At 68.5% G+C, this 20,804-nt stretch carries 19 protein-coding genes; 7 read left to right on the top strand and 12 right to left on the bottom strand.

Annotation, left to right across the window (positions count from 1 at the left end):
- The first annotated feature begins 506 nt into the window (after nt 1–506).
- Both gjpA and AC5Y36_RS08110 read left to right on the top strand, forming a co-directional pair.
- Nucleotides 507–1,592: an outer membrane porin GjpA gene (gjpA, locus tag AC5Y36_RS08105; protein WP_500040346.1), complete on the top strand. Its 1,086-nt coding sequence runs from the start codon at nt 507–509 to the stop codon at nt 1,590–1,592.
- Nucleotides 1,593–1,643: 51 nt separating this feature from the next.
- Nucleotides 1,644–4,235, top strand: coding sequence for a PGRS repeat-containing protein (locus AC5Y36_RS08110; protein ID WP_500040347.1), 2,592 nt, complete (start codon nt 1,644–1,646; stop codon nt 4,233–4,235).
- Nucleotides 4,236–4,299: 64 nt separating this feature from the next.
- On the opposite strand, the gene AC5Y36_RS08115 is transcribed toward AC5Y36_RS08110, so the two are convergent.
- The 6 genes from AC5Y36_RS08115 to arc form a co-directional block, all read right to left on the bottom strand.
- Entirely contained in the window at nt 4,300–4,965 is a 666-nt protein-coding gene (locus tag AC5Y36_RS08115) for a GntR family transcriptional regulator (RefSeq protein WP_500040348.1), read from the bottom strand.
- A gap of 8 nt (nt 4,966–4,973) precedes the next feature.
- On the bottom strand, nt 4,974–5,720 hold the full coding sequence (gene prcA, locus AC5Y36_RS08120; RefSeq protein ID WP_500040349.1) for a proteasome subunit alpha: 747 nt from the start codon (nt 5,718–5,720) through the stop codon (nt 4,974–4,976).
- The gene (gene prcB / locus AC5Y36_RS08125) at nt 5,717–6,577 is read right to left on the bottom strand and encodes a proteasome subunit beta (protein WP_500040350.1); all 861 of its coding nucleotides are present in this window, start codon (nt 6,575–6,577) and stop codon (nt 5,717–5,719) included. Before prcB ends, prcA begins: the two co-directional genes overlap by 4 nt.
- On the bottom strand, nt 6,574–6,768 hold the full coding sequence (locus tag AC5Y36_RS08130; protein ID WP_500040351.1) for a ubiquitin-like protein Pup: 195 nt from the start codon (nt 6,766–6,768) through the stop codon (nt 6,574–6,576). The genes prcB and AC5Y36_RS08130 overlap by 4 nt, the downstream gene beginning before the upstream one ends.
- An 83-nt stretch (nt 6,769–6,851) precedes the next feature.
- Nucleotides 6,852–8,360 carry a depupylase/deamidase Dop gene (dop, locus tag AC5Y36_RS08135; protein ID WP_500040352.1) on the bottom strand — a complete coding sequence of 503 codons (1,509 nt, stop codon included), beginning with the start codon at nt 8,358–8,360 and terminating at the stop codon, nt 6,852–6,854.
- A 115-nt stretch (nt 8,361–8,475) separates the two neighbouring features.
- Nucleotides 8,476–10,299, bottom strand: coding sequence for a proteasome ATPase (gene arc / locus AC5Y36_RS08140; RefSeq protein WP_500040353.1), 1,824 nt, complete (start codon nt 10,297–10,299; stop codon nt 8,476–8,478).
- Nucleotides 10,300–10,446: 147 nt separating this feature from the next.
- On the opposite strand from arc, the gene AC5Y36_RS08145 reads away from it, so the two are divergent.
- The 3 genes from AC5Y36_RS08145 to AC5Y36_RS08155 are packed head-to-tail and all read left to right on the top strand — an operon-like array spanning nt 10,447 to nt 11,818.
- Nucleotides 10,447–10,962 (top strand): MTB12 family secreted protein, encoded by a 516-nt coding sequence (locus tag AC5Y36_RS08145; protein ID WP_500040354.1) that lies wholly within the window; start codon nt 10,447–10,449, stop codon nt 10,960–10,962.
- Nucleotides 10,963–10,971: 9 nt separating this feature from the next.
- Nucleotides 10,972–11,505, top strand: a complete 534-nt coding sequence (gene lppK / locus AC5Y36_RS08150; RefSeq protein ID WP_500040355.1) for a lipoprotein LppK — start codon at nt 10,972–10,974, stop codon at nt 11,503–11,505.
- Nucleotides 11,506–11,521: 16 nt separating this feature from the next.
- On the top strand, nt 11,522–11,818 hold the full coding sequence (locus AC5Y36_RS08155) for a DUF503 domain-containing protein (protein WP_500040356.1): 297 nt from the start codon (nt 11,522–11,524) through the stop codon (nt 11,816–11,818).
- Between the two features lie 91 nt (nt 11,819–11,909).
- Here AC5Y36_RS08155 and AC5Y36_RS08160 read toward each other — a convergent pair whose 3' ends face one another.
- Complete coding sequence (locus AC5Y36_RS08160; RefSeq protein WP_500040357.1) at nt 11,910–12,740, bottom strand: tRNA (adenine-N1)-methyltransferase; 831 nt, start codon at nt 12,738–12,740, stop codon at nt 11,910–11,912.
- Nucleotides 12,741–12,814: 74 nt separating this feature from the next.
- Here AC5Y36_RS08160 and AC5Y36_RS08165 point away from each other — a divergent pair, with 74 nt between their 5' ends.
- Nucleotides 12,815–13,654: a RecB family exonuclease gene (locus AC5Y36_RS08165; protein WP_500040358.1), complete on the top strand. Its 840-nt coding sequence runs from the start codon at nt 12,815–12,817 to the stop codon at nt 13,652–13,654.
- The gene (locus tag AC5Y36_RS08170; RefSeq protein ID WP_500040359.1) at nt 13,654–14,427 is read left to right on the top strand and encodes a thioesterase family protein; all 774 of its coding nucleotides are present in this window, start codon (nt 13,654–13,656) and stop codon (nt 14,425–14,427) included. The genes AC5Y36_RS08165 and AC5Y36_RS08170 overlap by 1 nt, the downstream gene beginning before the upstream one ends.
- Before the next feature lie 88 nt (nt 14,428–14,515).
- Here AC5Y36_RS08170 and AC5Y36_RS08175 read toward each other — a convergent pair whose 3' ends face one another.
- The 5 genes from AC5Y36_RS08175 to metH are packed head-to-tail and all read right to left on the bottom strand — an operon-like array spanning nt 14,516 to nt 20,675.
- A complete protein-coding gene (locus AC5Y36_RS08175; protein ID WP_500040360.1) occupies nt 14,516–14,998 on the bottom strand; it encodes a DUF4126 family protein in 483 nt (160 codons plus the stop codon).
- Between the two features lie 37 nt (nt 14,999–15,035).
- Nucleotides 15,036–15,896, bottom strand: a complete 861-nt coding sequence (gene hisG, locus AC5Y36_RS08180) for an ATP phosphoribosyltransferase (protein WP_500040384.1) — start codon at nt 15,894–15,896, stop codon at nt 15,036–15,038.
- Nucleotides 15,897–15,910: 14 nt separating this feature from the next.
- A complete protein-coding gene (locus tag AC5Y36_RS08185) occupies nt 15,911–16,192 on the bottom strand; it encodes a phosphoribosyl-ATP diphosphatase (RefSeq protein ID WP_500040361.1) in 282 nt (93 codons plus the stop codon).
- 16 nt (nt 16,193–16,208) lie between these two features.
- A complete protein-coding gene (locus tag AC5Y36_RS08190) occupies nt 16,209–16,919 on the bottom strand; it encodes an HAD family hydrolase (RefSeq protein WP_500040385.1) in 711 nt (236 codons plus the stop codon).
- Nucleotides 16,920–16,934: 15 nt separating this feature from the next.
- Nucleotides 16,935–20,675, bottom strand: coding sequence for a methionine synthase (gene metH / locus AC5Y36_RS08195; RefSeq protein ID WP_500040362.1), 3,741 nt, complete (start codon nt 20,673–20,675; stop codon nt 16,935–16,937).
- Nucleotides 20,676–20,804 lie beyond the last annotated feature (129 nt).

Raw genomic sequence — 20,804 nt, forward strand, 5'->3', positions numbered from 1 at the left:
GTCGGGTTCCACCCGATGAGACCAAGGTTGGCCTCGACGCCAACCAGCCAGCAACCAATGCCCGCTTCGTCGATGACCGGGCGAAGGCCAGGAACGGCCCTCGGGCTGTCCGCTCCAGCCAGCGCGCGACCCAGCCAGCGAAGCGACGCGACGCAGCCGCCCTTATTTGAAAATCACCTGAGTTCCGCGCGCCGTTTTTACGAGCAGGCTTGTAACTAACACGGCTTCATCGTCTATTTACATGCATCTTGCACGCCTACGTAGGTCGCCCTGCGCACCCCCGCCGAGCAACTCTCACGACACCCTGCGCGCCTTGGACATGCACAGTAGTGCGCCGTCCTGCCACGTCCGGCCCGCAGCCGAGGACGGGGTTTGACCCTGTCACCAGGCGCCACACCACTGATTTAGAACGAGTTCTAGTTTTTTGTATACAAATCAGGTATCTCTCAGCTAGCCTCATGCTTCGTACCCAACGTGCTGTGGATCACATACCTGAAGGAGTTCTCTTGCACGCCACTCTTCGCCCGTACGCCACCGCTGGTGTGGCGATCGTTGGCGCCAGTTTGTTCGCGGTTACGCCGGTGGTGGTGCCGTTGCCTGTGATTGTGTCCCCGGCTGTGCAGTTGGCGGGGGCGTGGGAGGAGGTGATGGATGCGGCCTCGGCGAATGCGACGGTGTTGTTGAACAACTATTTTTTGGCGCCGAATGTGGGGTTTCAGCAGTTCTTCGCCAACCAGGCCGACTACTGGAATCAGTTGCTCAATGATCCGGCGGGTTCGACCAATGGTGTGGTGGAGTCGATTCAGGGGCATCTGAATGCGGTGCTCTCGGGGTGGGGGCTCCAGAACGAAACCGATGCGACGCATGCCACGGTGCTCAATCACACGATGGATGGCACGCATGCGTTGATGTTCGGTCAGGTGGCCGGCTATCTGCCCGACAATGTTGATCCGAACGCGATCCTGCCGCTCATCGATTGGCTGGGCTCGCCGCAAAGCGCGGTGTTCATGGGGATGATCGGGCCGGGCATCAGTCCGTGGATCGCGTTGATGAACTCCATCAACGACCATGACAGTATCGGCGACACCCTGGCCAATATGTGGGGTGCGGTGTTCAACGGCGCCACCCTGAATCTGGATGCGTTGTTGCCGATGATCAACGAGGCCGGGTTCTTCCCGGCCGGAATGAACATGGATCACCTGGACTTCGCGTTCGGCGGACTGTTGAGCCCGGGCGCGGTGGCCGTGGGCCCCTATCAGGTGCTCGGGGCCGGCGGGGAGGTGGTCGCCTCAGTACCCGCCGTCGGGGGCTCGCTGTTTCAGAGTGTGGGCATCGAATTCTCCGGGGTGCCGGTGTTGGGCACCCTGGATCTCAACAGTGCCGGGATCGGGCCGATCGCGGCCTGGGAGGCGTGGGGTCAAACCGTGGGTGCGTTGTTGGGGTCGGGCTGGGACGGCAAGGGCCCGGTCGTGGTCACCCCACCGCTGGTCGACACCGAGCTGCCCACCCTGCCCGACCTGCTCGACGACGGCGGTATGGCTGCTGCGGCCAGCGATTCGCTGGGCTGGCTGCACGACTTGTTCACCCTCTAACCCGCCGCCCCACTTGCTTGGTAACGCTTTTCCTCAGAAAGGTTTTCGTTCATGAGTCCTCACCACACCCACCGGCGCCGCCACACCCGGGTGATCGGCGCCGCCAGCGCGGTCGGCGCGTTCCTGGCCTTCGGTATCACACCGTTGAGCACTGTGCCGGCGGCTCAGGCTGATGAGTTCGACTGGATCACCGATCTTTTCGACCCCGCCGCCTGGCTCAGCGCCACCGATCCGGGCGCAAGCCTGGATGGGCTGCTGGACGCCTCGGCGTTCTCGGGCACCGCTGAGCCATTGGCGTTCGGTGACCCCATCGACTGGACCACCATGCTCGATCAGTGGATCTATCAGCCCATGCACGACAGCATGCAGGCCTGGATCACCAGCCCGTTGGGCGCCCAGATCGACGACTTCATCAACCAGGCGTTCGGCAACGGCCAGATCCTGATCGGCAACGGCCTTGATGGCACCGCGGAAAACCCCGACGGCGGTAACGGCGGACTGTGGTTCGGCGACGGCGGAAACGGCTGGGACTCCGACCAAACCGGCATCACCGGCGGTAACGGCGGCAACGCACCCGGCTGGCTTGGTGACGGCGGCGACGGCGGCAACGGCGGCGCCGGAGCCAACGGCGGCAACGGCGGAGCCGGCGCAACCTGGATGGGCAACGGCGGCACCGGCGGGGCCGGCGGTATGGCGCTCGAAGCAGGCGGTACCGGCGGCAACGGCGGTGCGGGCGGCAATGCGTCGGCCTGGTTCCTCGGCAACGGCGGGGCAGGCGGTGCCGGAGCCGCCGGCACGGCCGGCGCCGCTGGCACCTTCGCCAACGGCGGAGACGGTAACGCCACTGCCGGTGGTTACGGCGGCAATGGTGGCGCCGGGGGGCGCAGCGGCTTCATGTTCGGAAACGGCGGCAACGGCGGCAAAGCAGGTGCCGGCGGTAACGGCGGCGACGGAGCAACCGGCACCGCCAACCACTACGACGGGGGTAATGGGGGATGGTCGTGGGGTGGAGGTGCTGGCGGAGCGGCTGGTGAACGCGGCTCCAGCATCTACACCAGCCCCATGTATGGACATGCGGGCCAGATTGGTGATGGCGGTGATGGCGGTAACGGCGGCGCCGGCGGTAACGCCTACCAAGACCCCGATGGCAATTACCTGGGCAACGGCGGTGCCGGCAGTGATGGCGGATACGCCGGCAACGGCAACATCGGCGGCGCCGGTGGCTCCGGCGGCCACGGCGGCAGCGGCCTCAACGGCGGCGGTGGCGGGTGGGGCGGCAACGGCGGCCAGTCCGTCGACAACAACGCCGGCGGTGCTGGCGGCGACGGTGGTGATGGCGGAGATGCCACCGCAGGCACAGCCGGCAGCGGCGGTTGGGGCGGTTGGGGCGGTCCCTCTCGAAGTGGAGCCGGCGGTGACGGCGGTGACGGCGGCGCCGGCGGCAATGGCGCCACCGACGACAACACGGTCAAAACCATCGGCGGTGACGGAGGAGGGGCCGGCAGCGGCGGAAGCACCCAAACCGGGCAAGGCGGGACCGGCGGCAATGGCGGCAATGGCGGTACCGGAACCTACGCCGGCGGCAACGGCGGTGACGGCTCCTTCACCGGCGGCGGCTCCGGTGCCACCGGCGGAATCGCCGGCAACGGCGGCAACGGCGGCAACAGCACCGGGTGGAACGACGGAACCGGCACCATCTGGAGCCACGGCGGCAACGGCGGTAACGGTTCATCCGGCGGAGGTGGTTACACCGGTGACGCTGCGGTCGGAGGCAACGGTGGCAACGGCGGCAATGGTGCCACCGGGCCGGGTGTCATCAGCGTTGGTGGCAACGGCGGCAGCGGCGGCACGGGCGGCACCGCGTACGGCGGTGGCAATGCCGGCACGGGCGGCGTTGGAGGTAACGGCGGAAGCGGCACGGCGTCCGGCGGCAGCGGCGGCACCGGTGGCAGTGGAGGTGCCGGCGCTGTCCTTCTCGGTGGAAGTGGGATAGGTGGCACAGGCGGGGATGGCGGTACCGGCGGTGCCGGTGGTGACAGCGACGGGGTTGCCATGCCCGCCAACAACCCCTACGGCGCTGGACCCAGCCACGCCGGTAACGGCGGTAGCGGCGGCATGGGCGGCACGGGCACCATTGGCGTTGGTGGTGACGGCGGTGCCGGCGGTGCCGGTGGCAACGCCCAAGGCAGCGTCGACGGCGGGAACGGTGGCGCTGGCGGCGTCGGTGGCACGGGGTTCATCGGCCAGCCCGCAACCAACCCCGCACACGGGCCCGGCGGCGACGGCCACGACGGCGGCACCGCCGGTAACGGCGGCCAAGGCGGTGCCGGAGGTAACGCGGAATCGGGTAACGGCGGCAACGGTGGCACCGGTGGAAAGGGCGGCACCGGCGGCGCCGGCAGCAAGGGCGGCAACGGCGGAACCGACACCAACGGCAACACCCTGCCCGGCGGTGACGGCGGCAACGGCGGAACCGGCGGCAACGGCGCGGCCGGCGGCGCCGGTGGCACCAGCACCAACGGCACCGACGGAACTCAGGGAGCCGCAGGCGCGGCCGGCAATGGTGGTGCCGGCGGCGCAGGCGGCACCGGCAACCCCGACGGCCAAACCGGCACCGACGGCGCAGCCGGACACCCTGGTTAACCCGCGCGACAAGACGTTAATGTGCCCCAAAACCTAGGTTTTGGGGCACATTAACGTCTGCTCGTCAGCTAGACCGCGCGTCGCTCAAAACACCGCGCAGGGTCAACTCGGCCAGCACCACTTTGGCCTGCCGCTCCGATCGGTCCATGCAGGCTGCCCGGGCGGCCTCGGGGTCGCGCCGCTGGATCGCGGCGGCTTCGGCCTCATAGGTGGGCAGGAACTCCTCGTAGTCATTGACGTAGGTCCCCCAGAATCCGCGGGGCATGAAGACGCGGGCCGCGATGATCGCCGCTTGTAGCGGCGGACCGGCATACTCCTCGACGACGATGCTGCGAAATGCGTAGGCCGCTTCTTGAAAAGCCGCGGGCGCCTTGTTGTCTCGCAGACTCCGCAGTGCCGCGTCGAGTTCGGCCAGTACCCGCGGGGTCGGGTTGGTCGCCGCCCGTGCCGACGCGATCGCGTTCAGCGTCCCGTGCAATTCATGCTGTTCGCGAACGACGGCCTCATCGAAGCGCGCGACAAACACGCCGCGGTGATAGCGGCTGGCCAGCATCCCCTGCTGTTCGAGCTGGTCCACGGCCTGCTGAACCGGCAGCCTACTGACCCCCAGGGCGGCCGCGATCGCATCGCGGTTGACCCGGGCGCCGCTGCGCAGCTCGCCGGCCAGCACCAGGTCGACGATGTGGTTGACGACCAGGTCCTTCTCTTTGACTCCGTACTTCTTAGGCATGCAAAGGCCTAGTCGGAATCCTCGCCCGACGGCTCTTCCGGCGAATCTGACTGCGGCAACAATGATTCCAAGGCGGCGCGGTTGATCCGCCGGAACGCCCGCTTGGGCCGGTTGGCGTCGAGGATGGCCACCTCCAAGGTGCCCGGCCCCAGATCGCGCGGCTCGGCGCCGTTGCCGCCCTCGGTCTGCTTGAGGGCGTTGACAGCGATGTGCAGCGCGTCGGCCAACTCGGCGTTCTCGGTGTAGGACTCTTTGAGCGCGTTGGCGACCGGTTCGGTGGTGCCGCCCATCACCACGAAGTGCGGTTCGTCGGTGATCGAGCCGTCGTAGGTGATCCGGTACAGCTCAGGGGCTTTCGTCTGTCCCTGGTAGGCGACGCCGGCGACGCACAGCTCCACCTCGTACGGCTTGGCCTGCTCGGTGAAGATGGTACCCAGGGTTTGGGCGTACACGTTGGCCAGTTGGCGCGCGGTGACGTCGCGGCGATCGTAGGCGTAGCCGCGGGTGTCGGCGAACTGGATACCGCCGCGCCGCAGGTTCTCGAACTCGTTGATCCGACCCGCCGCGGCGAAACCTACCCGGTCGTAGAGTTCGCTGATCTTCTGCAGCGACCGCGACGGGTTCTCCGCGACGAACAACACTCCGTCGGCGTAGGCCAACGCCACCACGCTGCGTCCCCGGGCGATGCCCTTGCGGGCGAGCTCGCTGCGCTCGCGCATCGCCTGCTCGGGCGAGATGAAGTACGGAAAACTCATGCGTCACCCCTGCGCGTGCGGGCTTCGATGACCTCACGGGCCAGCTCGGCGATCCGCTGCTCGGACACCTCCACGGCGCCGTCGGCGTCGATGGTGACCGAGGTCGGGAAAATCCCCCGCACCAGATCCGGGCCGCCGGTGGCCGAATCGTCGTCGGCGGCGTCGTACAGCGCTTCGATGGCCACCCGCAGGGCGGACTCGGCGTCGCTGATCTGCCCGTAGAGCTTCTTGATCGAGGACTTGGCGAACAGCGAGCCCGAGCCCACCGCCTGGTAGCCCTCTTCCTCGACGTGCCAGCCGCCGGCCGCGTCGAAGGACACGATGCGCCCGGCGCTCGCCGCGTCGTCGGCGTCGACGTCGTAGCCGGCCAGCAGCGGCAACGCCACCAGCCCCTGCATCGCCGCACCGAGGTTGCCGCGCACCATGGTGGCCAGCCGGTTGACCTTGCCGGCGAAGGTCAGCGGCACGCCTTCGAGCTTCTCGTAGTGCTCGAGTTCCACCGCGTAGAGCCGGGCGAACTCGACGGCGATCGCCGCGGTTCCGGCAATGCCGGTCGCGGTGTACTCGTCGGTGACGTACACCTTCTGCACGTCGCGTCCGGCGATCATGTTGCCCTGCGTCGAACGCCGGTCCCCCGCGATCAGCACCCCGCCCGGATACTTCAACGCGACGATGGTGGTGCCGTGCGGCAGCTGCTCACCGACGGTGCCGGCCGGGGATCCCGCGCCGCCACTCGGCAGCAGTTCGGGTGCCTGAAGCCGCAGAAACTCCGAAAACGACGAGAGGCCTACCTGGGTAAGCGGGATTCCTGAGGTTGCTGAGTTGTGGGGCAGACGGTCACGCGACAGCCAGGTCACTGGCCGCCCTTTTGGACATACGCCCGCACGAAGTCCTCGGCGTTCTCTTCCAGCACGTCGTCGATCTCGTCGAGCAGGTCGTCGGTGTCTTCGCTGAGCTTCTCGCGGCGCTCCTGGCCCGCCGCAGTGCTGCCGGACAGGTCGTCGTCGTCCCCGCCGCCCCCGCCGCGCTTGGTCTGCTCCTGAGCCATCGCTGCCTCCTGCTCGTCATCGGCCGCGCATCACCGCGGCCGGTTTCTCCACCCTACCGGTCCGTGCCCGTGTTGCTGCAGGTCTACGTCGTGAGTTGTTGGACCAGTTCGGCGGCGGTGTTCGCCGAGTCCAGCAGCGCCCCCACATGCGCCTTGCTGCCGCGCAGCGGCTCCAGCGTCGGGATCCGCACCAGCGAGTCCCCGCCCAGGTCGAAGATCACCGAGTCCCAGCTGGCGGCGGCGATGTCGGCACCGAAACGGCGCAGACACTCACCGCGGAAGTAGGCGCGGGTGTCGGTGGGCGGACTGTCCACGGCGGCCAGCACCTGTTGTTCGGTGACCAGCCGGCGCATCGAGCCGCGCGCCACCAGCCGGTTGTACAGACCCTTGTCCAGCCGCACGTCGGAGTACTGCAGGTCGATCAGATGCAGCCGGGGCGCCGACCAGCTCAGGTTCTCCCGCTGCCGGAAGCCTTCCAGCAGCCGCAGCTTGGCCGGCCAGTCCAGCCGGTCGGCGCACTCCATCGGGTCGCGCTCGAGCTGGTCGAGGATCTCGGCCCAGGTAGCGACGACGTCGTCGGCCCGCGGATCGGGGTCACGGGCCTCCAGCAGCTTGGCCACCCGCTCCAGGTAGATGCGTTGCAGCGCAAGCCCGGTCAGCTCCCGGCCGTCGGCCAGCGCGACCGTGGCCCGCAGCGACGGATCGCGGCTGATGACGTGCACGGCGTGCACCGGGCGGGCCAGCGCCAGATCGCTCAGGTCGATGCCGTGCGCCGGACCCTCCTCGATCAGGTCGAGCACCAGCGCCGTGGTGCCCAGCTTGAGATAGGTCGACGTTTCGGCGAGGTTGGCGTCGCCGATGATCACGTGCAGGCGGCGGTACTTGTCGGCGTCGGCGTGCGGTTCGTCGCGGGTGTTGATGATGCCGCGTTTGAGGGTGGTCTCCAGCCCGACCTCGACCTCGATGTAGTCGGCACGCTGGGACAGCTGAAAGCCCGGCTCGTCGCCGGACGGGCCGATGCCGACCCGCCCCGACCCGCTGATCACCTGCCGCGACACGAAGAACGGCGTCAGCCCGGAGATGATCGCCGAGAACGGGGTCTGGCGGCTCATCAGGTAGTTCTCGTGCGAGCCGTAGGAGGCGCCCTTGCCGTCGACGTTGTTCTTGTACAGCTGCAGTTTGGCCGCGCCCGGCACGCTGGCGACGTAGCGGGCCGCGGCCTCCATCACCCGCTCACCGGCCTTGTCCCAGATCACCGCGTCCATCGGGTCGGTGCATTCCGGTGCGGAGTACTCCGGGTGGGCGTGGTCGACGTAGAGCCGGGCCCCGTTGGTCAAGATCATGTTGGCCGCGCCCACCTCGTCGGCGTCGACGATCGGGGGCGGGCCGGCCGAGCGGCTCAGGTCGAATCCGCGGGCGTCGCGCAGCGGCGACTCCACCTCGTAATCCCAGCGGGTGCGCTTGGCCCGCTGGATGCCCGCGGCGGCGGCGTAGGCCAGCACCGCCTGGGTGGAGGTCAGAATCGGGTTGGCGGTCGGGTCCGACGGCGACGAAATGCCGTATTCCACTTCGGTCCCGATGATCCGGTGCATGAGGTCCACCCTAGGTGTGCCGAAATTGACGCTGGCGTGCGGTCCAGTCGCACTTTCGCGCACCGACGTCGATCTCGACGAGGGCGTGCACGCCCGCGGGAACGGGCCTGAGGGCCTACAGGTACTGACCCAGGTTCGACTCGGTGTCGATGGCCCGGCTGGCGCTGGAACTCTTGCCGGTGACCAGGGTGCGGATGTAGACGATCCGCTCGCCCTTCTTGCCCGAGATCCGCGCCCAGTCATCGGGGTTGGTGGTGTTGGGCAGGTCCTCGTTCTCGGCGAACTCGTCGACGATCGAATCCAGCAGATGCTGGATACGCAGACCGGGCTGCCCGGTCTCCAGCACCGACTTGATGGCGTTCTTCTTCGCCCGGTCGACGACGTTCTGGATCATCGCCCCGGAGTTGAAGTCCTTGAAGTACATGACTTCTTTGTCGCCGTTGGCGTAGGTGACCTCCAGGAACCGGTTGTCGTCGATCTCCGCGTACATCCGGTCGACGACCTTTTCGATCATCGCCTTGATGCACTGTCCGCGGTCGCCGCCGAACTCGGCGAGGTCCTCGGCGTGCACCGGCAGGTCCTCGGTGAGGTACTTGGAGAAGATGTCCTGCGCCGCCTCGGCGTCGGGCCGCTCGATCTTGATCTTGACGTCCAGGCGGCCGGGCCGCAGGATCGCCGGGTCGATCATGTCCTCGCGGTTGGAGGCGCCGATGACGATGACGTTCTCCAGCCCCTCCACACCGTCGATCTCGCTCAGCAGCTGCGGAACGACCGTGGTCTCGACGTCCGAGGAAACGCCGGTGCCGCGGGTGCGGAAGATCGAGTCCATCTCGTCGAAGAACACGATCACCGGGGTGCCTTCGGAGGCCTTCTCCCGGGCCCGCTGGAAGATCAGCCGGATGTGCCGCTCGGTCTCGCCGACGAACTTGTTCAGCAGCTCCGGGCCCTTGATGTTGAGGAAGTACGACTTGGCTTCCTTGGCGTCGTCGCCGCGCACCTCGGCCATCTTCTTGGCCAGCGAGTTGGCCACCGCCTTGGCGATCAGCGTCTTACCGCAGCCGGGCGGGCCGTAGAGCAGCACGCCTTTGGGGGGCCGCAGCATGTACTCGCGGTACAGCTCGCCGTGCAGGAACGGCAGCTCCACCGCGTCGCGGATCTGCTCGATCTGGCGGGTCAGGCCGCCGATGTCGCCGTAGCTGACGTCGGGAACCTCTTCGAGGACCAGGTCTTCGACCTCGGCCTTGGGGATGCGTTCGAAGGCGTAGCCGGCCTTGGTGTCGACCAGCAGCGAGTCGCCGGGGCGCAGCTTGCGGGGCCGGGTGTCGTCGCTCTGCGGGTCGCGGACACCGTCGGGCAGGTCGGCGGCCACCAGCGGCTCGGCCAGCCAGACGATGCGTTCCTCGTCGGCGTGGCCCACCACCAGCGCGCGGTGTCCGTCGGACAGGATTTCCCGCAGCGTGGAGATCTCACCGACCGATTCGAAGGTGCCGGCCTCGACCACCGTCAGCGCCTCGTTGAGCCGCACGGTCTGCCCCTTCTTCAGGGCGCTGACCTCGATGTTCGGCGAGCAGGACAGCCGCATCTTGCGGCCCGAAGTGAACACGTCGACGGTGTCGTCGTCGTGGGTGGCCAACAGCACCCCGTAACCGCTGGGCGGCTGACCCAGCCGGTCCACCTCCTCGCGCAGGGCGAGCAGCTGCTGGCGGGCCTCCTTGAGGGTGTCCATCAGCTTGGAGTTGCGGGCCGTCAGCGAGTCGATCCGCGCTTCCAGCTGATGCACGTCGCGAGCACCTCGCGCGGTGTCCTGCGGGCTGGAAGCGTGTTGCAACTGGTCACGCAGGATCGAGGCTTCTCTGCGCAGCTCTTCGAGTTCGGCGGCGTCGTCCGCGGACATGCCCGTCTCGCGTTCGAACGACCCGGGACGCTCTGACTCACCCATGGTGCGCTCCTTTCCCTTGCCGGAAGTTGGCGCGGCGGATGCTTCAACGCTACCGGCGATTGCGTCTGCATGTGCGCACTGGGGAATTCGACACACCGCCAACGCTGTTAGCCTGGCGAGTGAATCGGCTCCATCGAAAGGACAACCGTGACCCTGAAGTCCCTCGCCACAGGTGTGGCCGCCGTTGCTGCGATCGGCGCTGCCGCCGCTGGTGTGACGTCCCTCGCCCCGGTTGGCCCGTCGGTTTCCGGGGTGGCGCCGGTCGTGTTCGGGATCCCGTTGCCGCTGGACCCGGCCCCGCCGGCACCGGCCGCGGTGGACGTGCCCAGCCCGGACGGGGTGGTCAGCATCCTCAACGGGCTCGCCGATCCGGGCGTTCCGTTCGCCAACAAGTCCGGGCTGATCGAGGGCGGCATCGACCCGTTCATGGCCCACCACGCCGACAAGCGGCTGAAGAAGGCCGCCGATAAGGGTCAGCTGCCGTTGGCGTTCAACGTGGCCAATATCGCACCGGCCGGCCCGGGCGCGGCCACCTCCGACGTCACGGTTTCCGGGCCGCAGATGCAGCCCCAGACGATCAACCTCACCTTCGTCGACCAGGACGGCTGGAAGCTGGCCCGTTCCTCGGCGATGACGCTGATGCAGACCGCCGGCGCGGCCTGACCCAGCCCCATGCGCGCTCGTCTCGCCGGTGCCCTCGGCGTTGCCACCGTGGTGGCGGCGCTGGGCCTGTCGGGTTGTTCGTCGGACCACCCGTCCAGCGAGCCGGCCGAGACCCCGCAGGCGACGACGTCGTCCTCGGCTGCACCGCCTCCCGACACCGGCCTGCCGGCGCCGGAGGCGCTCACCGATGTGCTGTCCCGGCTGGCCGACCCCGCGGTGCCCGGCAACCAGAAGCTGGGCCTGGTCGAAGGCGCGACACCGGCCGACGCCGAGCGGTTGGACAAGTTCGCCAAGGCGCTACAGGACAGCGGCTACACGCCGCCAGTCTTCGGGGCGGCCGACCTGGCCTGGTCGGAGGCCAATCCGAGCGATGTGATGGCCACCATCACCGCCAACAAGCCCGACGCCGACGGCGGGTTCTCCATCCCGATGGAGTTCAGGCCGCATCAGGGCGGTTGGCAGCTGTCCCGGGACACCTACGACCTGCTGCTGAACTTCGATTCCAGCCAGACGAGCACGACGTCCGCGGCTCCCCCGGGCTGAGCTGGTCGGGGACCGGATGTGGATCGGCTGGCTGGAGTTCGACCTGCTGCTCGGTGACGTGCACTCGCTCAAGCAGAAGCGGTCGGTGATCCGCCCGGTCGTGGCCGAACTGCAGCGCAAGTTTGCGGTGTCGGCGGCCGAGTCGGGTTCCCATGACCTGCATCGGCGGGCCGGGATCGGCATGGCGACGGTTGCCGCCGACCGCAGCCACGTGGTGGATGTGCTGGATGCCGCCGAGCGCCTGGTGGCGGCCCGCCCGGAGATCGAACTGCTGGCGGTGCGGCGGGGCCTGCACCGCAGTGACGACGCCTAGGGCGAGCAGTCCCCCGCAAGCGGGAGGTGCCCCCAGCAAATGTGCCCTAAACAGCGGGTTTTAGGGCATGTTTGCGTCTGCTCGGCGAGGGTTATAACTGCTTGCGGCGGCGCGGGGTCGGGGTGACCGCCCCGGGCGCCAGCCGGCGCGCCGACACCAGGAACGCGGTGTGCCCACGCATGCTGTGCTGCGGACGAACCGCCAACCCGACGACGTCCCAGCCGCGCTGCAGCGTCTCCCAGGATCGCGGCTCGGTCCAGCACTGCTGTTCGCGCAGCGCCTCCACCACCCGCGACAGCTGTGTCACGGTGGCGACGTAGACGATCAGCACCCCGCCGGCGACCAGCACCCGGGCCACGGTGTCGAGCACATCCCAGGGCGCCAGCATGTCCAGCACCACCCGGTCGATCGAACCGTCGGCCAGCTCGGCGTCGGCGACGTCGCCGACGATCAGCTGCCAGTTCTGCGACACCGCGCCGAAGAACGTCTCCACATTGCGTTGGGCGTGCTCGGCGTGGTCGTCGCGCACCTCGTAGGAGGTCACCTGCCCGTCGGGCCCCACGGCGCGCAGCAGCGAGCAGGTCAGCGCCCCGGAACCGGCGCCGGCCTCCAACACGCGGGCGCCCGGGAAGATGTCGCCCTCGTGCACGATCTGGGCGGCGTCCTTGGGGTAGATCACCTGCGCGCCGCGCGGCATGGACAGCACGTAGTCGATCAGCAGCGGACGCAGCGCCAGGAAGGCGTCGCCGTTGACGGCTTTGACCACGCTGCCTTCGGGCTGCCCGATCACCGAGTCGTGGGCGATCGCCCCGCGGTGGGTGTGGAACTCCTCGCCGGCGGTGAGCACCACGGTGTAGTGCCGGCCTTTGGCGTCGGTGAGCTGAATGCGGTCACCTTCGGTGAACGGGCCGGTTGTGGACACAGCCGTCTAGCGTGCCAGCAGACCCGCCGACGACGGTGCGCGGGGTTGTCGGTCCGGACTCGTAGGCTGCCGATATGAGTGCACCGGCCCCCTCCCGTAGCCGGCCCGCGCTGTCGCCGTCGCGGGCGGCCGATTTCAAGCAATGCCCGCTGCTGTACCGGTTCCGGGCGATCGACCGGCTGCCCGAACCGTCGACGCCCGCGCAGCTGCGCGGCTCGCTGGTACACGCCGTCCTCGAGCAGCTCTACGGCCTGCCGGCAGCCCAGCGCGACCCCGAAACCGCGACGGCGCTGGCGGAGCCCGCCTTGGCCCAGCTGATCGCCGCGGACCCCGACCTGGGCGCCCTGGCCGAGCCCGCGCAGCAGGCCCAGCTGCTGGATGAGGCCCGCGCCCTGCTGTCGGGCTACTACCGGCTGGAAGACCCGCGCCGGTTCGACCCGGAAAGCTGCGAGCAGCGTGTCGAGGTGGAGCTTGCCGACGGCACCATGCTGCGCGGCTTCGTCGACCGCATCGATGTCGCGCCCACCGGGGAGCTGCGGGTGGTGGACTACAAGACCGGCAAGGCGCCGCCGGCCGCGCTCGGGCGGCTGCAGGCCGCTGAAACCCGAGCACTTTTCCAGATGAAGTTCTACGCGGTGGCGTTGCTGCGCTCGCGCGGGGTGCTGCCGACCCGGCTGCGGCTGATCTATCTGGCCGACGGCCAACTGCTGGACTACTCCCCCGACCACGACGAGCTGCTGCGCTTCGAGAAGACGCTGACCGCGATCTGGCGGGCGATCCGGTCGGCCGGTGAGACCGGTGATTTCCGGCCCAGCCCGTCGCGACTGTGCGGCTGGTGCGCCCATCGGACGGTGTGCCCGTCGTTCGGTGGCACCCCGCCGCCGTATCCGGGCTGGCCGGAGCAGCCGGCCTGATGGCCGGGGCCTTCTACCGCCGACTCGGTGTCGACGGTGACGACCACCTGTTCGACTCGACCGACTTCACCCGCAGCAACTGGGATCCCGCGATCCAGCACGGCTCGCCGCCGCTGGCGCTGCTGACCAAGTCGGTCCAGCCGTTGACCGACGGCACCGATCTGCGGATCGGGCGGCTGTCGCTGGACATCCTGGGGGCGATCCCGGTGAGCCGGGTCGCGGTGCGGGCCTGGGTGCAGCGTCCCGGCCGCCGGATCAGCCTGCTGGCCGCCGAGATGCGCGCCGAAGACCGTCCGGTCGCCCGGCTGTCGGCGTGGGCGCTGGCCGCCAGCGACACCGCCGATGTGGCCGCCGACCGCTATCCGCCGCTGGTGGAGGGCGATCCCGCACCGATACCGCCGATGTTCCAGGGCAAATCCGGCTACTTCGACGCGATGGACTGGCGCCCGCAGCACAGCGACGCAGAAGCCGTGTGGTGGGGCCGCACGCTGGTGCACGTCGTCGACGACGAGCCCGACACCCCGCTGCTCAAGCTGGCCGGCGTGGTGGATTCGGCGAACGGGGTGGGCGCGGTGCTGGACATGGACCGGTTCATGTTCATGAACACCGACACCGTCGTGCACCTGCATCGGCTGCCGACGGGCGAGGATTTCGGGCTGCGGGCCCGGGCGTCGATCGGGCCCGACGGTGTCGGGGTGACCACCGCCGAACTGTTCGACCGCACCGGGTTCGTCGGCACCTGCGCGCAGACGTTGCTGGTGCAGCGGCGCTGAGCCGCCGAGCCGCACTCCGGCGACGGGTCGCCCGCGTGTCGCGTCGTGAGAATGCCGCTCGGCGAAAGGGCGAGCCGGCGAAACGGGGTTACACGATGGCGGTGGTCACCGCGATGGCGAAGCCGCCCAGCACCGCGATGGTGTCTTCGAGCAGCGCGATCGGCAGGCCGTGGCCGTCGCGGGCGGCGGTGAGCCGGGTCCGGGCCTCATAGCCGACCAGCGTGCCCACCACGGCCCCCAGCACCCCGGCGCCCAGCCCGCCGAAGCTGTAACCCCACGCGGTGCCGATCACCGCGCCGGCAAAGCCGCCGTTGATGATCCGGGCGGCGAACTGGATCGGGCTGGTCCGACTGCCGGTACGCGGCAGCTTGTCGCCGACGAGTTCAAGAACGGCCAGGGCCGTGATCAAGGCGACGATCAGCGGGTGACCCAGCCACGACGCCCACGTTCCGTCCATGTTGATCCAGTGCATCAACGTGGCCCAGGCCACCGCCGCGGACGCGGTGAATGTCCGCAGCCCGGCGACGACGCCGATCAACCCGGCCAGCAGCAGCACGATGGAATGCGTCACGTTCGGACGCTAACACGGCGGCCCGGCGGCCACCGGTTCAAAATCGGCAGAATCGGATGTCGGACGCCAGGATTGCTTTGGCCCCGATAGCAGCCAACTGATCCATGATCGCGTTGACTTCCCGGCGCGGCACCAGCGCGCGGACCGCCACCCAATCCGGGTCGACCAACGGGGCGATGGTGGGCGACTCCAAGCCCGGTGTGATGGCGGTGGCCTTGTCCAGCGTCGCGCGCGGACAGTCGTAGTCCAGCATCAGATACTGCTGGCCGAACACCACGCCCTGCACCCGGGCCGCCAGCTGGTCGCGGGCCGCGGCGGTCTGCGCGCTGCGACCGTTGGATTCGGAGCCTTCGATCAGTACCGCCTCCGAATCGCACAGCGACGCACCGAAAGCCACCAACCCGTGCTGACGCAAGGTGCGACCGGAGCCCACCACGTCCGCGATTGCGTCGGCGACGCCGAGCTGAATGGAAATCTCCACCGCGCCGTCGAGTCGCACCACGGTCGCGTCAATCCCCTTGGCGGCCAAGTCGTCGCGGACCAGGTTCGGATACGCGGTGGCGATCCGCAGACCGGCGAGATCGGCGGGCGTCCAGTCCCGCCCGGCCGGGGCGGCGTAGCGGAAGCTCGACGACCCGAATCCGAGCGCCAGGCGTTCGGCAACCGGTGCACCGGATTCCGCGGCCAGGTCGCGTCCGGTGATCCCGAGGTCGAGTTCGCCGGAACCGACGTAGATGGCGATGTCCTTGGGCCGCAAGAAGAAGAACTCGACTTTGTTGACCGGGTCGAGGACGGTCAGATCCTTGGGATCGGTCCGGCGCCGGTAGCCGGCCTCGGCCAGCACCTCGGCGGCCGATTCGCTCAGCGCCCCCTTGTTGGGCACGGCGATACGCAGCATGGGCGTCAAAGTCATCACAGTTTCCGATACACGTCGGTCAGCGTCAGACCGCGCGAGATCATCAGCACCTGCGTCCAGTACAGGAGTTGGCTGATCTCTTCGGCCAGCGCCTCATCGGGCTCGTGTTCGGCGGCCAGCCACACCTCGCCGGCTTCCTCGAGGATCTTCTTGCCCACGGTGTGCACGCCGGCGTCCAGGGCGGCGACGGTGGCACTGCCCGCCGGCCGGGTACGGGCGCGCTCGCCGAGTTCGGCGAACAGATCCTCGAACGTCTTCACGGGTAGCGATTGTTTCATGCGACAGCGGGCAAAGTCACAACGGTTTCACCGCAGCGAGGCGGTCATCGGGTGTGCTGGCTGAGTCCGCGCGCAGCTCAGCGTGGATAGTGCGCAGGTCGGCGAGGTCGAGGCCGGCCAACGAACCGATGTGGCGACGCCGCGGGCCGGCCGGCACCTCCCCCTGGTTGGGCACCACCAGCACCGGGCATCCGGCGGCCTCGGCGGCCGCCGAGCCGGTCACCGAGTCCTCCACGGCCAGGCAGTCGGCGGGCGGGTATCCGAGCAGTTCCGCGGCCCGCCGGTAGGGGTCGGGCGAGGGTTTGCCGTGCGCCACCTCGTCCCCGCACACCGATACCGCGAAGTAGCGCCGGCCGATGCTGTTGAGTGCCCGTTCGGCCAGCGCACGCGGGGTGTTGGTGACCAGCGCCATCGGAACCGATTGGGCGGCAAGCTCGTCGAGCAGCTCGCCGGCGCCGTCGCACCACGGCAGACCGGCGTCGAACAGCTCACCGGTGTAGTCGTGCAACCAATCCGCCGAGGCGGCCATCGCGGCGGGGTCGAGGTCGAGTCCCAGGTCGGTGTACACGATGCGCATGGTGTCCTCGGCGCAGCCGCCGACGGTGGACGCGCGCACCTGCGGGGTGAGCACCCCACCCAACCGTGCGTAGAGCGCCTCCATCGAGACATCCCACAGCTTCTCGGAGTCGACCAGGGTGCCGTCCATATCCCACAGCACCGCGCGCAGGCTGCCCAACAGAGCTCAGTCCTCCGGGTTGTAGGCGAGGTTGGAGCTGAGCCAGCGCTCACCTTCCCGCAGCGTCCAGCCCTTGCGCTTCGCGTAGTCGGCGACCTGGTCCTGGGCCATCCGGCCGACCACGAAGTACTGCGACTGCGGGTGCGAGAAATACAGGCCGCTGACGGCGGCACCGGGCCACATCGCCATCGACTCGGTCAGCTCGATCCGGGTCCGCTCATGGACATCCATCAACTTCCAGATCGTCGCCTTCTCGGTGTGCTCCGGGCAGGCCGGGTAACCCGGGGCAGGGCGGATGCCCTGGTACTTCTCGGCGATGAGTGCCTCGTTGTCCAAGGCCTCGTCAGGCTGGAATCCCCAGAACTCCTTGCGAACCCGCTGGTGCATCCGTTCGGCGAAGGCCTCCGCCAGCCGGTCGGCGACCGACTCCAGCAGGATCGCGCTGTAGTCGTCGAGCGCCGCCTTGAACTCGGCGATCTTCTCCTGGCTGCCGAGCCCCGCGGTGACGGCAAAGGCGCCGACGTAGTCCGCCAGACCCGTTTCTTTGGGGGCGATGTAGTCGCCCAGCGACCGGTTCGGGATGCCCTCCCGGTGCTGGCCCTGCTGGCGCAGGTTGTGCAGCGTGGCCAGCACCTCGGTCCGGGTCTCGTCGGTGTAGACCTCGACGTCGTCGCCGACCGCGTTGGCCGGGAAGAACCCGATCACCGCGTTGGCCGTCAACCACTTCTCCTTGATCAGGGTGTCGAGCATCTCCTGGGCGTCGTCGTACAGCTTGCGGGCGGCCTCGCCCGAAACCGGGTTGTTGAGGATGTCGGGGAAGCGGCCCTTCATCTCCCAGGCGTTGAAAAACGGCTGCCAGTCGATGAACTCGCGCAACTCGGCAAGGTCGTAGTCCAGGAAATCCCGTACGCCGAGCCCCTGGGCGGGCACCGGCGGCGTGTAGCCGTCCCACTCGATCGGCGTCCGGTTCGCGCGGGCCTTCTCCAGCGTCAGCATCGGCCGCTCGTTCTTCTGGGCGTGCCGTTCCCGCAGGGCCGCGTAGTCGGCCGCGGTGGACTCCAGCAACGCCGGCCGCTGCTTGTCGTCGAGCAGTGCGGCCGCGACGGGAACCGAACGCGAGGCATCCTTGACCCACACCACCGGGCCACTGCGCCGCGGCGCAATCTTCACCGCGGTGTGCGCGCGCGAGGTGGTCGCGCCGCCGATCAGCAGCGGAATCTCCAGGCCTTCGCGTTCCATCTCGACGGCGAAGTTGGACATCTCGTCCAGCGACGGGGTGATCAGGCCGGACAACCCGATGATGTCGGCCTTGTGTTCGCGCGCCGCGTCCAGGATCTTGCTCGCCGGCACCATCACACCGAGGTCGACGACGGTGTAGTTGTTGCACTGCAGCACGACGCCGACGATGTTCTTGCCGATGTCGTGGACGTCGCCCTTCACCGTCGCCATCACAATGATGCCGTTGCTGGTCTCGGCATCACCGGGCTTCTTCTCGGCCTCGATGTATGGCAGCAGGTACGCGACGGCCTTCTTCATCACCCGCGCCGACTTCACCACCTGCGGCAAAAACATCTTGCCCGCGCCGAAGAGGTCGCCGACGACGTTCATGCCGTCCATCAGCGGGCCCTCGATCACCTCGATCGGGCGACCGCCCGCGGCGGCGATCTCGGCCCGCAACTCCTCGGTGTCGGCGTCGACGTGGGCGTCGATGCCCTTGACCAGGGCGTGCGTGATCCGCTCCCGGACCGGGAGAGATCGCCACTCGGCCGCCGCCGGATCGTCGGCCTTCTCAGTGCTGTTGAACCGTTCGGCGATCTCCAGCAGCCTCTCGGCGGCATCGGGGCGACGGTTCAGCACGACGTCCTCGATCCGGTCCCGCAGTTCGAGGTCGATCGAGTCGTAGGGCACCAGCGCACCGGCGTTGACGATGCCCATGTCCAGGCCGGCCGCAATCGCGTGGAACAGGAACACCGCGTGGATCGCCTCACGGACCGGGTTGTTGCCCCGGAACGAGAACGACACGTTCGAGATACCGCCGGAGATGTGTACCCCGGGCAGATTCTCCTTGATCCAGGCGCAGGCCTCGATGAAGTCGATCCCGTAGGTCGCGTGCTCCTCGATGCCGGTGGCCAGCGCGAAGCAGTTCGGGTCGAAGATGATGTCCTCGGGCGGGAAGCCGACCTGCTCGGTCAGGATCCGGTAGGCGCGCCCGCAGATCTCTTTGCGGCGCTCCAGGTTGTCGGCCTGGCCCTGTTCGTCGAACGCCATCACGACGACGGCGGCGCCGTACTTGCGGCACAGCCGTGCCTCGCGGATGAACTTCTCCTCGCCCTCCTTCATGGAGATCGAGTTGACGATCGGCTTGCCCTGCACGTTCCGCAGGCCCGCCTCGATGACCTCCCACTTGGAGGAGTCGATCATCACCGGGATGCGGCTGATGTCCGGCTCGGCCGCGACCAGTTTGGTGAACCGGTCCATCGCGGCGACGCCGTCGATCATGCCCTCGTCCATGTTGATGTCGATGACCTGCGCACCGACCTCGACCTGCTGCAGCGCGACCGACAGCGCGGTGTCGTAGTCCTCGGCCTTGATCAGGTTGCGGAACCGCGCGGAGCCGGTGATGTTGGTGCGTTCACCGATGTTCACGAACAGCGAGTCGTCGGTGATGTTGAGCGGTTCCAGGCCCGAGAGCCGGGTTGCCACCTCGATGCTCGGCAGCTCGCGCGGCGGCTTGCCCTCGACGACCTTGGCGATCTCGGCGATGTGCGGCGGCGCCGTTCCGCAGCACCCCCCGACGATGTTGACCAGGCCGGCGTCGGCGAAGTCGGCGATGTAGCCGGCCTGATGCTCCGGGGACTCGTCGTACTCGCCAAAGGCGTTGGGCAGGCCGGCGTTCGGGTAGCAGGAGATGAAAGTGTCCGCGATCCGCGCCATCTCGGCGATGTAGGGCCTCATCTCCGGCGCGCCCAGGGCGCAGTTGAGGCCCACCGCGATCGGCTTCGCGTGCCGGATCGAGTTCCAGAACGCCTCGGTGACCTGACCCGACAACGTACGCCCGGACGCATCGGTGATGGTGCCGGAGATGATGACCGGCCAGCGGCGTCCGCGTTCCTCGAACAGCGTCTCGACGGCGAACACCGCCGCCTTGGCATTGAGCGAGTCGAAGATCGTCTCGATGAGGATGATGTCGGCACCACCGTCGACCAGTCCGTTGGCGGCTTCGAGGTAGGCGGCGACCAGCTGCTCGTAGGAGACGTTGCGGGCTCCGGGGTCGTTGACGTCCGGCGAGATCGACGCCGTCCGGGTCGTCGGCCCGAGCGTACCGGCCACGTAGCGGGGCTTGTCGCCAGTGCTGTATTCGTCGGCCGCCTTGCGGGCCAGGGCGGCACCCGCATAGTTCAGCTCATAGCTGAAGTCCACCATGTCGTAGTCGGAGAGCGAGATCGCGTTCGCGTTGAACGTGTTGGTCTCCAGGATGTCCGCACCCGCCTCGAGGTACTCGCGGTGGATCCCCTCGATGATCTGCGGCTGCGTCAGAGTGAGCAGGTCGTTGTTGCCCTGCAGCGCGGTCGGCCACTCGCTGAACCGGTCGCCGCGGTAACCGGCCTCGTCCGGACGGTCCCGCTGAATCGCCGTACCCATCGCCCCGTCGATCACCATGATCCGCCGGCCCAGCGCAGCCGTCAGCTCGTCGGTGCAGTCGGGCCGGATGTTGGGCGCGAAGGTTTGGGCCTCGGGGGCGGTCATGCGGGCTCCTTCCGTGACGGAAGGCGTCCTTAACTCTGTCGAGCGTGGCGGTCACCGGCAGGGACCGGCGAACCGTTGCAACGCCTCTCGACGGTGAAAAGTCTACTGTGTCGCCCAGCGTCGGGACGA

The sequence above is a fragment of the Mycobacterium sp. NGS50 genome (assembly GCF_059812545.1).

Bases quoted from the DNA above. Each gene is read 5' to 3' on its own strand.
- dop (WP_500040352.1), bottom strand. From the start codon at position 8,360: ATGCACCGGATCATCGGGACCGAAGTGGAATACGGCATTTCGTCGCCG.
- arc (WP_500040353.1), bottom strand. From the start codon at position 10,299: ATGGGTGAGTCAGAGCGTCCCGGGTCGTTCGAACGCGAGACGGGCATG.
- prcA (WP_500040349.1), bottom strand. From the start codon at position 5,720: ATGAGTTTTCCGTACTTCATCTCGCCCGAGCAGGCGATGCGCGAGCGC.
- AC5Y36_RS08165 (WP_500040358.1), top strand. From the start codon at position 12,815: ATGAGTGCACCGGCCCCCTCCCGTAGCCGGCCCGCGCTGTCGCCGTCG.
- hisG (WP_500040384.1), bottom strand. From the start codon at position 15,896: ATGCTGCGTATCGCCGTGCCCAACAAGGGGGCGCTGAGCGAATCGGCC.
- AC5Y36_RS08130 (WP_500040351.1), bottom strand. From the start codon at position 6,768: ATGGCTCAGGAGCAGACCAAGCGCGGCGGGGGCGGCGGGGACGACGAC.
- lppK (WP_500040355.1), top strand. From the start codon at position 10,972: ATGCGCGCTCGTCTCGCCGGTGCCCTCGGCGTTGCCACCGTGGTGGCG.
- metH (WP_500040362.1), bottom strand. From the start codon at position 20,675: ATGACCGCCCCCGAGGCCCAAACCTTCGCGCCCAACATCCGGCCCGAC.
- AC5Y36_RS08170 (WP_500040359.1), top strand. From the start codon at position 13,654: ATGGCCGGGGCCTTCTACCGCCGACTCGGTGTCGACGGTGACGACCAC.
- AC5Y36_RS08155 (WP_500040356.1), top strand. From the start codon at position 11,522: ATGTGGATCGGCTGGCTGGAGTTCGACCTGCTGCTCGGTGACGTGCAC.
- AC5Y36_RS08185 (WP_500040361.1), bottom strand. From the start codon at position 16,192: ATGAAACAATCGCTACCCGTGAAGACGTTCGAGGATCTGTTCGCCGAA.
- AC5Y36_RS08110 (WP_500040347.1), top strand. From the start codon at position 1,644: ATGAGTCCTCACCACACCCACCGGCGCCGCCACACCCGGGTGATCGGC.
- AC5Y36_RS08115 (WP_500040348.1), bottom strand. From the start codon at position 4,965: ATGCCTAAGAAGTACGGAGTCAAAGAGAAGGACCTGGTCGTCAACCAC.